This window comes from Chelativorans sp. ZYF759, assembly GCF_012911015.1.
Lineage (GTDB): Bacteria > Pseudomonadota > Alphaproteobacteria > Rhizobiales > Rhizobiaceae > ZYF759.
In genome coordinates, this window is the sequence record NZ_WVVV01000003.1 from 88,587 (window position 1) to 105,059 (window position 16,473).

Annotated in this window: 10 protein-coding genes; 7 read left to right on the forward strand and 3 right to left on the reverse strand. The window is 64.1% G+C overall.

Translation table 11 applies throughout. The features are described 5' to 3' along the window. Positions 1–8: 8 nt before the first annotated feature. Both smc and GRZ55_RS06605 read left to right on the forward strand, forming a co-directional pair. Positions 9–3,467 (forward strand): chromosome segregation protein SMC, encoded by a 3,459-nt coding sequence (smc, locus tag GRZ55_RS06600; RefSeq protein WP_169286122.1) that lies wholly within the window; start codon positions 9–11, stop codon positions 3,465–3,467. A 40-nt stretch (positions 3,468–3,507) separates the two neighbouring features. Further along, entirely contained in the window at positions 3,508–3,906 is a 399-nt protein-coding gene (locus tag GRZ55_RS06605; protein WP_169286123.1) for a hypothetical protein, read from the forward strand. A 3-nt stretch (positions 3,907–3,909) separates the two neighbouring features. Here GRZ55_RS06605 and GRZ55_RS06610 read toward each other — a convergent pair whose 3' ends face one another. After that, a complete protein-coding gene (locus GRZ55_RS06610; protein WP_169286124.1) occupies positions 3,910–4,251 on the reverse strand; it encodes a VOC family protein in 342 nt (113 codons plus the stop codon). A 189-nt stretch (positions 4,252–4,440) separates the two neighbouring features. Here GRZ55_RS06610 and GRZ55_RS06615 point away from each other — a divergent pair, with 189 nt between their 5' ends. The 3 genes from GRZ55_RS06615 (at position 4,441) to GRZ55_RS06625 (ending at position 6,965) form a co-directional block, all read left to right on the forward strand. Continuing rightward, positions 4,441–5,574, forward strand: coding sequence for a sensor histidine kinase (locus GRZ55_RS06615; RefSeq protein WP_169286125.1), 1,134 nt, complete (start codon positions 4,441–4,443; stop codon positions 5,572–5,574). Positions 5,575–5,742: 168 nt separating this feature from the next. Next, complete coding sequence (locus GRZ55_RS06620) at positions 5,743–6,396, forward strand: FMN-dependent NADH-azoreductase (protein ID WP_169286126.1); 654 nt, start codon at positions 5,743–5,745, stop codon at positions 6,394–6,396. 44 nt (positions 6,397–6,440) lie between these two features. Further along, positions 6,441–6,965 carry a MarR family winged helix-turn-helix transcriptional regulator gene (locus GRZ55_RS06625; protein ID WP_169286127.1) on the forward strand — a complete coding sequence of 175 codons (525 nt, stop codon included), beginning with the start codon at positions 6,441–6,443 and terminating at the stop codon, positions 6,963–6,965. Between the two features lie 23 nt (positions 6,966–6,988). On the opposite strand, the gene GRZ55_RS06630 is transcribed toward GRZ55_RS06625, so the two are convergent. Together GRZ55_RS06630 and GRZ55_RS06635 are read right to left on the reverse strand one after the other, a co-directional pair. After that, a complete protein-coding gene (locus GRZ55_RS06630; protein ID WP_169286128.1) occupies positions 6,989–8,623 on the reverse strand; it encodes an alpha-D-glucose phosphate-specific phosphoglucomutase in 1,635 nt (544 codons plus the stop codon). A 45-nt stretch (positions 8,624–8,668) separates the two neighbouring features. After that, positions 8,669–9,283 carry a hypothetical protein gene (locus GRZ55_RS06635; RefSeq protein WP_210257246.1) on the reverse strand — a complete coding sequence of 205 codons (615 nt, stop codon included), beginning with the start codon at positions 9,281–9,283 and terminating at the stop codon, positions 8,669–8,671. Between the two features lie 113 nt (positions 9,284–9,396). Between GRZ55_RS06635 and ppdK the strand changes: the two genes are divergently transcribed. After that, positions 9,397–12,060: a pyruvate, phosphate dikinase gene (ppdK, locus tag GRZ55_RS06640; RefSeq protein WP_169286129.1), complete on the forward strand. Its 2,664-nt coding sequence runs from the start codon at positions 9,397–9,399 to the stop codon at positions 12,058–12,060. Between the two features lie 146 nt (positions 12,061–12,206). After that, positions 12,207–16,334: a HigA family addiction module antitoxin gene (locus tag GRZ55_RS06645; RefSeq protein ID WP_169286130.1), complete on the forward strand. Its 4,128-nt coding sequence runs from the start codon at positions 12,207–12,209 to the stop codon at positions 16,332–16,334. Positions 16,335–16,473: the final 139 nt, after the last annotated feature.

Here is a 16,473-nt window from a genome sequence, read left to right on the forward strand (position 1 = left end):
GCGCGACGATGAAATTCAACCGTCTGCGCGTCCTCGGCTTCAAGTCCTTCGTCGAACCGTCCGAATTCGTCATCGAGCGCGGGCTGACCGGCGTGGTCGGCCCCAATGGCTGCGGCAAGTCCAACCTCGTCGAAGCCCTGCGCTGGGTCATGGGCGAGAGTTCCTACAAGAACATGCGCGCGTCCGGCATGGACGACGTGATCTTTTCGGGCTCCGCCACGCGGCCGGCCCGCAACACCGCCGAAGTCACCCTCTTCCTCGACAATGCCGACCGGACCGCACCCGCCGGCTTCAATGATGTCGACGAATTGCAGGTCTCGCGCCGCATCGAGCGGGAAGCGGGCTCCGTCTACCGCATCAATGGCAAGGAGGCGCGCGCCAAGGACGTCCAGCTTCTCTTCGCCGACCAGTCCACCGGCGCCCGCTCGCCTTCGATGGTTGGCCAGGGACGCATCGGCGAACTGATCCAGGCCAAGCCGCAGGCCCGGCGCGCGCTGCTTGAGGAGGCAGCGGGCATCTCCGGCCTGCATTCGCGCCGCCACGAGGCGGAACTGCGGCTGCGTGCCGCCGAACAGAATCTGGAGCGCCTCGACGACGTGGTCGGCGAACTGGAAAGCCAGATCGAGAATCTGAAGCGCCAGGCCCGCCAGGCGACGCGCTACAAGAACGTTTCCGCCGACATCCGCAAGACCGAGGCGACGCTGCTTCATCTGCGCTGGTCGCAGGCCAAGGAGCAGGAAGCCGAGGCGAAATCAGCGCTGGCGGTGGCGACGACGGCGGTCGGTGATCGCGCGGCCCAGCAGATGCAGGCGGCCAAGGACCAGGCCGTCGCCGCCCACAAGCTGCCGGAACTGCGCGAGGCCGAAGCCGCCGCTGCCGCCGCGCTGCAGCGGCTGTCGATCGCCAAGGGCCAGATCGAGGAGGAGGCGGCCAGGCTCGCCGAGCGCCAGACGGAACTCGGCAAGCGGCTGGCGCAGCTCGAGACCGACATCGCGCGCGAGAACCAGATCATCGCCGACAATGCCGAGGTGCTGGTCCGGCTCGAAGAAGAAGAGCGGACCCTCAATGCCGAGCAGGCGGGGGCGGCCGACCGTGAGGTCGAGGCGAAATCGTCCTTCGAGCAGGCGGGTGCGAAACTCAAGGCCAGCGAGGCCGAGCTCGCCACCATCACCGCGCGGCGCGCGGAAGCCGCCGCCGAACGCGGCCAGTTCGAGCGGGCCTTGCGCGAGGCAGCCGAAAGGCGCCAGCGGGCGGAGGCCCGTATTCAGGCTTCCGATGCCGAACTCAGCGACATCGCCGCAAGGATCGCGGCCCTGGCCGACCCGGCCGAAAAGCAGCAGCTGGTGGACGCTGCCCTACAGTCTCTCGAGACGGCCGAACAGGGCGCCAGGGGGGCGGAAAAGACAGTGGCCGACGCCAGGGCCGCGGAAGCCGCAGCGCGGCCGCCGCTCCAGGAGGCCCGCGCCGAATTCGGCCGCATCGAGACCGAGGCGCGCACGCTCGCCAAGGTCCTGTCGGCGGGGACAGGCGACCTTTTCCCTGCCGTGCTCGAACAGGTGAGCGTGGATCGGGGCTTCGAGGCGGCGCTGGGTGCCGCGCTGGGCGAGGATCTCGACGTTCCGCTCGACCGCTCGTCCCCGGTGCACTGGAACAGTATCGCGCCGGCCGCCGACGACCCGATCCTGCCCGACAGTGTCAGGCCTCTCGCCGAATTTGTCCGTGCGCCGGCCGAGTTGTCGCGCCGCCTTCGCCAGATCGGCCTGGTGGAGGAAGGCCAGGGCGAGGCGCTCCAGTCCGCGCTGAAGGTCGGACAGGCTCTGGTCTCGCCAAAGGGCGCGCTGTGGCGCTGGGACGGATACCGCGCGAGCGCGGATGCGCCGACAGCCGCCGCGCAACGGCTCGCCCAGAAGAACCGGCTGGCCGAACTGGAGGCCGAGGTCGAAGGCGCGCGCGCGGCCGTGACGGCAGCCGAGACCATTCTGGCCCAGGCCGAAGCCACGACCAGACAGGCGGGCGAGGCCGATCGGGCCGCCCGCGAGGAGGTCCGCCGCGCGCAGGCGACGCTTGGCGAAGCCCGCGAGGCGCTGGCCCGTGCTGAGAAGGCGGCCGGCGATCTCGTCAGCCGCAGATCCGCGCTGGAGGAAGCCCGCTCGGGGCTGTTCGAGGCGCGCGACGAGGCTGCCGCGGCCGTGGCCGCCGCCGAGCAGGGCCTTGCCGCGGCACCCGACCCCGCCGCTTTGCAGGAAGAACTCGATCGCCACACTTCGGTGGTTGCGACCGATCGCGGCAGCCTCGCCGATGCGCGCGCGGCCCATGACGGGCTCGCCCGGGAGGCCGCGGCCCGCGTGCGCCGGCTGGAGACCATCGTGGCCGACCGCCAGAAATGGCTGGAGCGGGCCGGCAATGCCGACAGCCACATCAAGTCGCTTCGCGCCAGACGCGACGAGGCGGCGCGCGAGGCGGCCGAACTGGAGGATGCACCCAACGAGATCGAACTGCGCCGCCGCGCGCTCATGACCCAGTTGTCGGAAGCGGAGATGCTGCGCCGCAAGGCTGCCGACCGGCTGGCGGAAGCCGAGAGCCGCCAGAAGGAAACCGACAAGGCGGCAACGGAAGCGCTCGAGGCGCTGTCGCATGCGCGCGAGGCCCGCGTCAGGGCGGAAGAACGGGTGATGGCTGGAGACGAGCGGCGCAAGGAGATCGAGGCCCGCATCCGCGAGGTGCTCAACGTTCCGCCTCATCTCGTCAGCCAGCATGCGGGTCTCGAACCCGATCAGCCCCTGCCGGAGATGGGCGAGATGGAGCGCCGCCTGGAAAGACTCAAGATCGAGCGAGAACGGCTGGGCGCCGTCAATCTGCGCGCCGAGGATGAGCAGAAGGAGCTCTCCGAACGCCTGGAGGCCATCATCGCGGATCGCGAGGACATCATCGAGGCAATCCGCAAGCTGCGGGGCGCAATCCAGAGCCTGAACCGGGAAGGGCGCGAGCGCCTTCTGGCGGCGTTCGAAGTCGTCAACGGCCACTTCCAGCGCCTTTTCGCACATCTGTTCGGGGGCGGCACCGCGCAATTGCAGCTGATCGAATCCGACGATCCGCTGGAGGCGGGGCTGGAGATTCTGGCCCGTCCGCCGGGCAAGCGGCCGCAGACCATGACCCTGCTGTCGGGCGGCGAGCAGGCACTGACGGCGATGGCGCTGATCTTCGCCGTCTTCCTGACCAATCCCGCGCCGATCTGCGTGCTGGACGAGGTCGACGCGCCGCTCGACGACCACAATGTCGAACGCTTCTGCAACCTCATGGACGAGATGGCCGAGACCACGGACACGCGTTTTGTCATCATCACCCACAACCCGATCACCATGGCCAGGGTGAACCGCCTGTTCGGCGTGACCATGCCCGAGCAGGGCGTGAGCCAGCTGGTCTCGGTTGATCTCGAGACCGCCGAGCAGCTGCGCGAGGCGAGTTGAGGTCGATGCCCCTGCGAACCGGCAAGGCGAGGAGGCCGTGATGGATGATGCCGAGCAGACCATTGCTGGCGCGCGCGCGCTTTCCCAGGCGCTGAAGGATCTCCACCGCGCCCTGATCCGCGCCGAGGTCGGCGACGATCCGGTCCTGAACAATCCCTACACGATGCTTTTTGCCCTGATCGACAACCCGGCCTATGCGTGGATGGGCAGGCTGTCGCGCATGATCGCCGGCCTCGATGAGCAGATCGTGGAGGGGACGATCGCCGCGGATGGGGCTTTCCAACGCGCCCGCACCGAGGCTGCTGCCCTGATCGGGGAAGGCGATGGCGCCGCGGACCCCGCCTTCCGCCTGCGGCACCTGACGGCTCTCCACAAGGAGCCCGAAGTGGGGCTTGCCACCGGCCGCCTGCGCAGGCTGCTGAAGGAACTGCCGGCCTGAGCTCTACTCGCTCCAGACGGCCAGTTCGTTGCCGGCCGGGTCGACAAAGTGGAACCGCCGACCGCCGGGGAAGTCGAAGATCGGTCTGACAACGCGCCCGCCCGCCTCTTCCACCCGCTTCTGCGTGGCCTCCAGGTCTTCCGAGTAGAGCACGGGCAGTGGCTTCATCTCGGCCGCGGCCGACCCGTCGAACCCACCGTCCAGCCCCTCGTCGAAGGCCGCATAAGAGGCGCCATAATCAGTGAAGCTCCAGCCGAAAGCCGCGCTGTAGAAAGCCTTGACGCTATCGATTGCGCCATTGCCTGACTGAAGTTCGAGATAGTCGAGCTTGCCTTCGCTGCGCATGGCGGCCTCCTGATGTTTCTGCTTTGTTCTTGTATCGCGGCATGTGTACAATGACAAGGCGGCAGGTGGGCGGATGGTGTAGGAACGGCAGGGCAGTCGACAAACCCGTGGGCGTGGCCTCTCGGGCGGCGCCGCGTTGGCCCGGCTTCGCCGTCGATGCTAGTGTGGGCAGAAAGATTGGGGCATCCTTTGCAAGACCGCGTTGATCCGACGTCTTCAGATCGTTGCGAAGAAGACGAGCGCACGGCGATCGTTGAATCCTACGGCATCCTCGACACGCCGACCGAACGAGACTTTGACGACCTCGTCGAAATAGCGGCGCAGGTCTGCGAGGCTCCCATTGCCGTCGTCAATCTGGTCACGGACAAGCGGCAATTCTTCAAGGCGGAAGTCGGTCTGGGCGTGCGCGAAACGCCGCTGGAAACGTCATTCTGCCGCCACGCGCTGCTTGAAGAGGATTTTCTTCAGGTACCGGATGCCGCCCTCGATTCACGCTTCGACGGCAACCCGCTTGTTCACGAAGATCCGATGCTTCGATTTTACGCCGGCGCGCTTGTGAAGAACAGGGACGGTGTCGCGCTCGGAACGGTCTGCGTCCTCGACTACCGGCCGCGCACGCTGGACAGACATCAGGTCCGCACCCTTGAACTCCTCGCCCGCCAGGCGATGGTCCAGATCGAGTTGCGCAAGGCGGTCGTCGAGCGCGAGGAGAGCATCGCCGAGCTGCAGCGCGTGCTGGAGAGCCGTGCCCTGGTCGCCCGCGAGCTTTCCCACAGGATCAAGAACGTACTTGGCCTCGTGCAGGCCATCATCAGCCAGTCGTTCCGCACGAGCGCCGGGATGGACCACAAAGAGCTCGAGACAGTGCTCGCCGGTCGCATCGCAGCCCTGTCTCGCGCCGAAGACAATCTGACCCAGGACGGAGCTCCCACTAAGGACGTCCGCCGTCTCGTGGAGACCGTGCTCGCGCCGCATGGAACCGAGCGGATGACGTTCGAGGGCCCGCAAGTCGCTCTCAGTGACGAACAGCGCCTTGGCCTGAGCCTGGCCGTCCACGAACTCGCGACCAACGCCACGAAATATGGGGCTCTGTCGTCGCCAGACGGACGCGTGGCGGTCAAATGGTCGGCCGGCGCCGATGGCCGGTTCGAGTTCCGCTGGCTGGAGAACGACGGACCGCCGGTTGCCGAACCGGTTCTGAAGGGCTTCGGCACACGCATCCTTTCCAGCATCGTCGGACATTTTTTCTCCGGCCAGACCCGCATCGAGTACAGACCCGAGGGCCTGCATTTCGAGCTTCGCGGCATCCTGCAGGCCGACTGATCCCACCCCGCAACCGATGAAATCGCAGAGACGTGGCCTCGGCCGCGGCTGCCGGGACTGTTTGTACTCCGCAGCCCGGTTCCCGCATTGATGCGCGCAATATCGTCTTGACGAAAGATCATCTGCAACATAGATGATCTGAGCATTAGATGATAAGGAAGCTAGATCATGCCTGCAATATTCCGCCTCGATGCCAGCATTCGGGAGAACGGGTCCGTGACACGCGCCCTCGCCGACAGCCTGGAAACCGTACTTGTGACAAAACTGGGGGGCGCCTCCATCATCAGGCGGGGAATCGGGACCAATCCGTTGCCCGCGACCGCCTGGGCCGACGCTGTTTTCGGGGCCTATACACAGGCCGAGAACCAGACCCCGCGCCAGCGCGAGGCGATGGCACTGGCGCGTGAAATGGCCGACGAGCTGATCAACGCTGATGCCTATATCTTCGCCGTGCCCTTCTACAATTTCGGTGTCTCCCAGCACTTCAAGGCATGGGTCGACATCGTGCTGGGCGAGCCGCGTTTTGCGCCGGGCACCGAGAGCGCCATCGCGGGGCGGCCCGCCCAACTCGTCGTGGCGCGGGGAGGGGGATACGGTCCCGGGACGCCACGGCACGGTTGGGATCACGGCACTGCCTGGTATCGGCGCGTCCTCGAAGACATATGGAAGCTCGACGTGCAGGTGATCGAGTGCGAATTGACACTCGCGGACGTCACGCCGGCCATGGAAGGCCTGCGCCCGCAGGCGGCCGAAAATCTTGCAAATGCGCATGCGCACGCAAAAGACAACGCCATGCACCTGGCGCAAAGGCTGGCCGCCTAGGCTGGTTCTCGACTTGCGTGCCGTCGGGGACTAAAAAGGGCGCCATGAGCAGTTCCCCAAAACCCGCGGCGGCACCCTCTCTGCGAGCCAATCTCGGCTGGGCGCTCGCAACCTTGTTGCGGGCCTATCAAAAACAGGTGGAGGAAGCCCTTGCAGGACTCCCCGGAGGCGCGCGCGCCTTCCTGGTGATGTCGCTCGTTGAAAGGGAAACCTGTCACAGCCAGATCGCCATTGCGGCGCGGCTTGGGCTCGACAAGACCACTTTGACCTATCTGATCGACGGGCTTGAAAAGGATGGGCTCGTCAAGCGCAGCCCCGATCCGCAGGACAGGCGAAGCCGCCATATCAACCTCACGGCCAAGGGGCAGAAGGCCCTTTCCCGGTTCGCAAATGCGGTGGACGAGGTCGAGCAGCACCTGTTGTCGCGGCTAGGCGCCTCCGAGGCGGCGCAGTTCCGGCATCTGCTGGTCACGGCTGCCGGGCTGGAGCATCCCTCCGACGCATCAGCCGATGAGGAGGACGACGTCCATATCTGCAAGGTCACGTTGGGCGCGAACGAGACTCTCTGACGCGCCAGGCGGGCTGCCACCGGTCACGTCACGAGGCTCGGTTCGCGGCGCCCGGTACGTTCCGATATGCCTGCGATCTCGTCGGCCGCGCGGGCGAGATCGGCCAGAACCGCGGAAGTATCGGCCTCGATTGTGGCCGGGTCGTCCGCGAAGCGGTCCATGTAGAGCCTCAGCGTTGCGCCCGACGTGCCGGTGCCCGACAGCCGGAACACGGCCCGGGAACCGTCGGAGAAGAATATGCGGATGCCCTGGTTTGCCGACGTCGAGCCGTCGACGGGGTCGAGATAGGAGAAATCGTCGGCCTGCGTGACCTTCAGACCCGCGAATTCGCGGCCCGAAAGACCAGCCAGGCTGGTGCGCAGGTCGGCCATCAGCGTCTCGGCGATCGCGGCATCCAAATCCTCGAAATCGTGACGCTGATAGTGGTTGCGGCCGAACTTTCTCCAATGCGCGCGCAGAATCTCGGCAACGCCCTTGCCGCTGGCGGCCACGATGTTGAGCCAGAGGAGGACTGCCCACAGCCCGTCCTTTTCGCGCACATGGTCCGAACCGGTGCCGGCACTCTCTTCGCCGCAGATCGTGACCTTGCCGGCATCCAGAAGGTTGCCGAAGAACTTCCAGCCCGTCGGCGTCTCGTAGAGGGGGATGCCGAGGGCTTCCGCCACGCGGTCGGCGGCCGCACTGGTCGGCATCGAGCGGGCGATGCCGACAATACCCTGGCGATAGGCCGGCGCCAGATGCGCGTTGGCCGCCAGCACCGCCAGCGAGTCCGAGGGGCCGACCACGATGCCGCGCCCGAAGACGAGGTTGCGGTCGCCATCGCCATCCGATGCTGCCGCGAAATCGGGCGCCTCCAAGCTGTTCATCAGGTCGAGGAGGTGGCGCGCATGGACGAGATTCGGGTCGGGGTGCAGCCCGCCGAAATCCTCCAGGGGCGTGCCGTTGATGACCGTGCCCGCCGCCGCACCCAGCCGGTTTTCGAGGATCTCACGCGCATAGGGGCCGGTCACCGCATTCATCGCGTCGAACACCATGGTGAAGCCCGATCCGAACAGCCCCCGGATCGCGTCGAAATCGAACAGCTGCTCCATCAGGTCGGCATAGTCGGCCACCGGGTCGATCGTTTCGATTACCATGCCGGACGGCGCCGTGAAGCTGCCCGTGTTTTCGAGATCGACCGGCTTCATGTCGGCGATCAGGTAGCGGTCGATCTCCTGGCTGCGCGCGTGGAAGCGGGCAGTGAGGCCTTCGGGCGCGGGCCCGCCATTGGCGGCATTGAACTTGATGCCGAAATCGCCATCGGGCCCCCCGGGATTGTGGCTGGCCGAAAGCACCAGCCCGCCAAGCGCACCGCGCTTGCGGATCAGGTTGGAGGCGGCGGGCGTGGACAGGATGCCGCCACGGCCCACGACGACCCGGCCGAAGCCGTTGGCCGCGGCGATGGCAATCGCGGTCTGGATGGCCTCACGGTTGTGAAAGCGGCCGTCGCCGCCAATCACCAGCGTGGCGCCCTCGCGCCCTTCGAGGCAATCGAAGATCGACTGGATGAAGTTCTCGAGATAGCGCGGCTGCCGGAAGACGGGGACCTTCTTGCGCAGGCCCGACGTGCCGGGCTTCTGATCATCGAAGGGTGTGGTCTCGACAGTCCGGATGCTCATTCGCGTGCTCGTATCTATTTAGGGGGAGGCGGTGGCCCGAATGGGCTACCGCCGGAACAGGGACTTCAGAAGATAGTGCATCGGGCCGATAACGACCACCGGCAGCAGCGCCATGTAGAGACCGAGATAGACGAGCGGCGGCAGCGGCTGTTCGCCATCCTCGCCCAGACCGTGCACCCAGTTGATGTTGTCTTCGGGCGGGGTGAGCAGCCAGCTGGCCGCGAGCACCACCCAGGCAAGCAGTATCTGCACCCACCAGGCGCGACGATCGTAGCCCTGACGAACGAGCATCCAGATGATGGCCGGCGGGATGACGAGATGGAAGCCGGACAGGACCCGCAGATGCAGTTCCATCTCGTCGTCGAACATGTAGGCGGCCAGACCGATCAGATTGCCGCCCGCCAGGAAATCGACAAGCCAGGCCATCTCGAAGGGCAGGACGCCGACGGCCATGGTGGAATAGACCAGCCGGTTGCCGGTCCACAACGCGATCAGGACGGCGAAAAGCGCGATGTCGGAGAACCAGAGGAAATTGCCCGGCCCGTGGGCCTGCCAGTAGATCGGCACCAGCACGGCCACGAACGCCGTCAGCGGCAGCGTCGCCCAGAGCGGATAGGCAGGATAGCGGTTTGCCGGCATGAAGCCGCAACGGTCGGGCAACGGCAGATGTTCCGGCCGGCAGAATCGGGATTTATTGCTGCATTGCATCAAATGCGGGTGGAGACGCTTCGCGTTTTCCGCTATCGCCAAGCCATCCTTTTGCGGAGGACGACATGGCAAAATGGGTTTACGGCTTCGGTGGCGGTTCGGCGGACGGCAGCGCGGAAGATCGCGCGCTTCTGGGCGGCAAGGGCGCCAATCTCGCGGAGATGAGTTCGCTGGGCCTGCCGGTGCCACCGGGCTTCACCATCACGACCGAGGCCTGCACCTGGTTCTTTGCCAATGGCAACGCCTATCCCGAGGGTCTCGCGGCACAAGTGGATGCCGCGCTTGCCCGGATCGGCGAGATCGCTGGCGGGCGTTTCGGCGACGCCGGCGACCTCCTCCTGGTCTCCGTGCGGTCGGGCAGCCGGGCCTCCATGCCGGGCATGATGGACACCGTGCTCAATCTCGGCCTCAATGACGAGACGGTCGCCGCTCTGGCCGCCGGTTCCGCCGACGAACGTTTCGCCCAGGACAGCTACCGCCGCTTCATCCAGATGTATTCCAACGTGGTGCTCGGCCTCGATCACGAGATGTTCGAGGAGATCCTGGAGGACGCCCGCGCCGACCGCGGCTACGAGCAGGACACGGAGATGTCGGCCGACGACTGGAAAGGGGTCATCTCCCTCTACAAGGGGCGGATCGAGGAGGAACTGGGCAGGCCCTTTCCGCAGGACCCCAAGGAACAGCTGTGGGGCGCCATCGGCGCCGTCTTCTCCAGCTGGATGAACCCGCGCGCCGTCACCTACCGCCGCATCCACAATATCTCCGCCTCGTGGGGGACGGCGGTGAATGTCCAGGCCATGGTGTTCGGGAATATGGGCGAGACGTCGGCGACGGGGGTTGCGTTCACGCGCAATCCCTCGACGGGCGAGAAGGCGCTTTACGGCGAGTTCCTGGTCAATGCTCAAGGGGAAGACGTGGTGGCCGGCATCCGCACGCCGCAGAACATCACGGAAAAGGCCCGCATCGAGGCGGGCTCCGACAAGCCGTCGCTGGAAAAGCTGATGCCGCAGGCCTTTCGCGAGCTGGTGTCGATCGCCGACCGGCTGGAAGGCCATTACCGCGACATGCAGGACCTCGAATTCACCGTCGAGAAGGGCAAATTGTGGATGCTCCAGACCCGCTCGGGCAAGCGCACGGCGAAGGCGGCGCTCAGGATCGCCGTCGACATGGCGGGCGAGGGGCTGATTTCGCGCGAGGAGGCGGTCTGCCGCATCGACCCGGCTTCGCTCGACCAGCTGCTCCACCCGACCATCGACCCGAAGGCGGAGCGCCAGGTGATCGGCCGCGGCCTGCCCGCTTCGCCCGGCGCGGCCACCGGCGAGATCGTGTTTTCGCCCGACGAGGCCGAGGAGATGAAGCGCCAGGGCCGCGCCGTCATCCTGGTGCGTGTCGAGACGAGCCCGGAGGACATTCACGGCATGCACGCCGCCGAAGGGATTCTCACCACGCGCGGCGGCATGACCAGCCACGCGGCCGTGGTGGCGCGCGGCATGGGCAAGCCCTGCGTGTCGGGCGCGGGCTCACTCCGCGTCGACCAGAAGAACGGCACGCTGCTGGCGGCCGGAAAGACGCTCAGAAAGGGCGACGTCATCACCATCGACGGCGGCGCGGGCCAGGTGCTGGAAGGCGCGGTCGCCATGCTGCGCCCCGAACTCTCCGGCGATTTCGCCGCCATCATGGAATGGGCGGATGGCGCGCGCCGCATGAAGGTGCGCACCAATGCCGACACGCCGGCCGATGCCCGCGTGGCCCGCTCCTTCGGGGCCGAAGGCATCGGGCTTTGCCGCACCGAGCACATGTTCTTCGAGGGCGAGCGGATTCTGGCCATGCGCGAGATGATCGTGGCCGACACGGAAGAGGGCCGCCGCGCGGCACTCGCAAAACTGCTGCCCATGCAGCGCGGCGATTTCGCGGAACTGTTCGAGATCATGGCGGGCCTGCCCGTCACCATCCGCCTGCTCGACCCGCCGCTGCACGAATTCCTGCCGCATGGCGAGGAAGAGATCGCCGAAGTGGCGGCCGCGATGGGGATCTCGGCCGAAAAACTCGGCCAGCGCACCGAGGCGCTGCACGAATTCAACCCGATGCTCGGCCATCGCGGCTGCCGGCTGGCGATCTCCTATCCCGAGATCGCCGAGATGCAGGCGCGCGCGATCTTCGAGGCGGCGGCCGAGGCGGCCAAGAAGACCGGCGACCCGGTGGTGCCCGAGATCATGGTGCCGCTGGTGGGGCTGAAATCCGAGCTCGATTTCGTCAAGGCGCGTATCGACCAGGTGGCGAAGACCGTGATGGAGGAGACCGGCACCCATATCGACTATCTGGTCGGCACCATGATCGAATTGCCGCGCGCGGCCCTTCGCGCCCGCGAGATCGCGCAGGCCGCCGATTTCTTCTCCTTCGGCACCAACGACCTCACCCAGACGACGTTCGGCATTTCCCGCGACGACGCCGCCAATTTCCTCGAAACCTACCGCCTGCGCGGGGTGATCGAGCAGGACCCGTTCGTCTCGCTCGATCTCGAGGGCGTGGGCGAACTGGTCGAGATGGCCGCCACCCGCGGCCGCGAGACGCGGCCCGACCTGAAACTCGGCATCTGCGGCGAGCATGGCGGCGACCCGGCCTCGATCGCATTCTGCGAGAAGACGGGGCTGGATTATGTGTCGTGTTCGCCGTTCCGGGTGCCGATCGCCAGATTGGCGGCGGCGCAGGCGGCTTTGGGGAAGGGGTGAGGGTTACCCTCCCCCTTGTGGGGAGGGTCGGACCGCAGGTCCGGGGTGGGGGAACGGCGCATCGAGCAGTGCGCCCGCTGCCGTGTAATGTGTTGCATTACACATTACAAATCGCTACTTTTTCTCAACAGAAGAGGAAGCAGCGAATGGTCAAGCGCGCGACGTCAGCCAAAGCAGAAGCCCCCCCACATCCTGGCCAATATGTGCGCGAGTTCGTTCTAAACCCTAAATCGATTTCAGTGACCCAAGCGGCCAAGCTCCTCGATGTCAGTAGGCCGAACGTATCGAATTTCCTCAATGGCAAGGCGGCGGCCACTGCCGAAATGGCTGCGCGGATCGAGCGGGCATTTAAGATTCCGGCACAGGACCTGCTCGATATGCAGGCATCCTACGATGCGGCGGCCGCCAGATTGAAAGGTGCGCAGTCCAGCGCTACGGCGTATGTGCCTCCATTTCTTGCCTTCACGCGGAATAACATCGAGGATTGGGCGGTTAGAAACATCTCAGCCCGCACGCGCTTTTCGGTGTTTCTGCGTACCTTGGTCAATTCAACAGGGATCAGACTAACCAAGGTAGATTTCCCCGGTAACGACGATGCGGAGCGCCCCGGCTGGGACGGGTTCGTAGAGACGACGGAAGGTACGCGATGGATCCCGGCAGGCATTTCGGGCTGGGAGATCGGTGTAAGCCAAGACATCAAGCGCAAGGCAGACGGTGACTTTGCCAAAAGCATTAAGGCTCTCAGCAAGTCTGAGCGCATGACGATGACCTTCATCTTCGTCACACCGAGAGCGTGGTCAGGCAAAACGACGTGGACAGCCGACGCAAAATCCAAAGGACAGTGGAAGGATGTGCGCGCCTATGATGCACAGGACCTGGAACAGTGGCTGGAGCAGTCACTTGCCGCCCAGGCTTGGTTCGCAAATGAAACGCACCATCCTTCGGAAGGTGTCCGCTCTCTGGACAAATGCTGGGCTGACTGGGCCTCGGTGACGACGCCTCCTTTGTCAGCGACGTTGTTCAAGTCAGGCATCGACGCGGCAAAACGCACGATGCACTCTCGGCTCACCAAAGAGCCGGATGGACCAACGGTCATAGCCGCCGATTCCACCGGTGAAGCATTAGCGTTGCTGTCACAGCTGTTCGGGCAAAGCGGTGGCGATGAGCTGGCTGCTTATCGAGATCAAGTTTTGATATTCGATGTGCCAGGTGTCCTGCCACGGCTAGCGCAGAGCACGCAGAGTTTCATTGCGGTGGTGGCGAGCCGCGAGGCAGAGCGAGAACTGGCTCCATTCGCCCGGGCATTGCACACAATAGTTGTGTATCCGCGCAACGCCGCGGTGGAGCCGCACATCGTCCTTGAGCCCGCGAGCTACGAGACTTTTCGCGCCGCTCTCGAAGAAATGGGTTACAGCAGGGACGATGCCAACCGGCTTGATAACGAGTCGGGGCGATCCCTGACCGTCTTGCGCCGGCGTCTTTCGACGGTTCCTGCCGTACGCACACCCGAATGGGCCGAACCGACTACAGCGGCACGTCTCGTGCCGTTCCTGTTTGTTGGCACCTGGAACTCCGCCAACGAAACGGACAGGGAGGCTCTTTCCCTGCTCTCCAACGATGTCTCGTACGAGACCCTCGAAAAGGAATGCCTTGAGCTGGCGCAGCTCAATGATGCGCCGATTTGGACTATCGGAACCTATCGAGGTGTTATCTCAAAAATCGACCTGCTGTTCGCAATAGCAAGCTCCATCACGGCCAATGATTTGGATCGCTATTTTTCGATTGCGCGAATGGTGCTCGGCGAGGACGATCCGGCACTTGATCTTCCCGAAAGCGAACGGTGGGCGGCGTCCATTCATGGCAAGGCGCGGGATTTTTCGGCCGCTTTTCGCGAGGGTTTTTCTGAAACGCTGGTGTTGTTGGCGGTTCATGGAAACACGCTCTTCAAGAGCCGTCTCGGGAAAGATCTGGAGTTCGAAGCGGAACGCCTTGTGCATGACCTTTTGCCAGCACCTCTCACCTTGCGAAAACTAGAGGCGAACGATCGCGATCTGCCCACCTACGCCGAGGCCGCGCCCAATGCGTTTCTCACCATCATCGAACGCGATCTGAAGTCTGCAGATCCCATGGTACTCGGCCTTCTTCGCCCCGTCGATTCTGGTCTTTTCGGCAGCCATCCGAGCCGCACCGGCTTGCTCTGGGCCTTGGAGGACCTGTCGTGGAATCCGGCCACACTTCCTCGTGCCGCCCGAATTCTTGCGCGGCTCGCAGAAGTTGAGATCAATGACAACTGGATAAACAAGCCGACCCATTCGTTGGGTGCGATCTTTAGGGCCTGGATGCCTCAGACGGCGGCCAGTCACGATGACCGCGTTGGACTCATGAAGACTCTCGCGGAGAGGCATCCGGGCGTCGCGTGGAAGATCTGCATTGAGCAAATCGATACTCGCGGACAAATGGGAGACTACAGCCATAAACCGCGCTGGCGGACGGATGGCTTTGGCTACGGGGAACCTCTTCCAACATGGGGGCCGATCATCGCGTTCAGGCTTGAGATGCTGCGTATGGTCCTCGACTGGCCGCACTATTCGATGAAAATGTTGTGCGATCTCATCGAGTGCATTCATGACCTTGATGACGGCTCGCGCATCAAGGTCTGGGACATCGTGAGGTCATGGGCAACAGACGCATCTGATGACGAGAGGGCGGCAGTTCGTGAAAAGATTCGCGTGACGCTAATGTCGCGTCGCGGCATCCGGCGAGCGGGGACAACCGGACGAGCCATTATGACGGCAGATGCACAAGCCGCGTATGCGGAGTTGGAGCCAGCGAACCTACTGAACCGCCATCACTGGCTATTTCGTGAAGCATGGGTCCAGGAATCGGCGGATGAGCTCGAGGAAGAAGATTTCGACTACCGAAAGCGCGACGAGCGGATCAGGCAATTGCGCGCAACTGCCTTACGCGAGGTGTTTCAGGACCGTGGCGTAAGCGGGATCTTCGAATTGGCCAAGCGGGGCAGTGCAGCGTGGCAAATCGGCTGGTTGCTCGCAACCGATCTCATCCCGGAGCCTGAGCTTCCTAAGGTTCTTTTGGCTGCGTTTCAATTAATGCTCAATTCGGAATCTTGGACAGATAGGAATCTGGTTTCAGGAGCCCTTCATGCAATTCGCGATTCTGAAAAGCGTAAGGCTCTCGTTCGTAGCCTGACAGAGCAGCTGTCCGGCGAAGAAGCCGCCAGGTTGCTGCTGTTGGCCCCGTTCTGCCGAAGTACATGGGAACTTGCGGACACGCTCAATCAATCCGAAAAGGAACTTTATTGGACCGAGGTATCGCCCGATTGGATACATGATTCCGATGATGAGAATAGCGAGGCAATAGAACGCCTGCTGGCGGCAGAGCGACCGCGAGCGGCCTTTTCATGCGTCCGCTATAAGCCATCAAAACTCCAGCCATCGATTCTCTATCGTGTCTTGAAGGCGATGGCGGGGGATAGCAAGGACAAGGCCGGGCAGTACCAAGTGGAGCAATATAGTGTTGAGGAGGCCTTTCGAGCACTCGATGGTGCTTCCGAAGTCACCTTAGAGCAGAAGGCGGAACTGGAATTCGCCTATTTGGACGCTCTCGCTCGCCCTTGGTCAAGCAGGCAGAGACATGGGATCGTCAATCTCGAAAAGTACATTGAGGATCAACCCGGGATGTTCGTGCAGGCTGTCGTCTGGGCCTACAAGCGCAAGGATGGAGGGGAGGATCCGCAGGAATTTCGGGTGGCGCCTGAAAACCGCCAGCACTTTGCCGAGCGCGGGTATAGGTTGCTCGACGCCCTTGAGAGAATACCGGGACAGGATGAGCCTGAAGATCGGCAGGCCGGCAGGCTCGCCGCATGGACAAAGACCGTCCGTGACGCTTGCGCAGATCTGGGCCGGGGAGACATCGGCGATGTTTGCCTGGGAAAATTGCTTTCGAGCGCTCCGGTAGGAAGCGACGGTGTGTGGCCCTGCGAACCTGTTCGACAGGTAATGGAGGACATCCAGTCGGAAAGGATCTCAGAGGGAGCACATACAGGACTGTATAACGCACGCGGTGTGGTCTGGCGGGGCGAGGGGGGCAATCAGGAGCGGGAGCTTGCCCAAAAATATCGCGGCTGGGCTGTCGCTTTGCAATATTCTCATCCATTTGTTTCCTCGACTCTGCTGATGGGCATGGTTCGGACCTACGAGCGCGAAGCATCCCGTGAAGACATGGAAGCTGGGATTCGAAGACGTCTGCGATGAGGCTGCCGGCAGATCGTGAATCAAGATGCAACTTCTGTTCATGTCTCGCGATGAGGCGGATCAGCAACGGCCCACCCCGCCCCAAAACCATACGGCCGGCGTCCGGGGGAGGGGCCGCCGGCCGGCGGGGGCCGTTGCG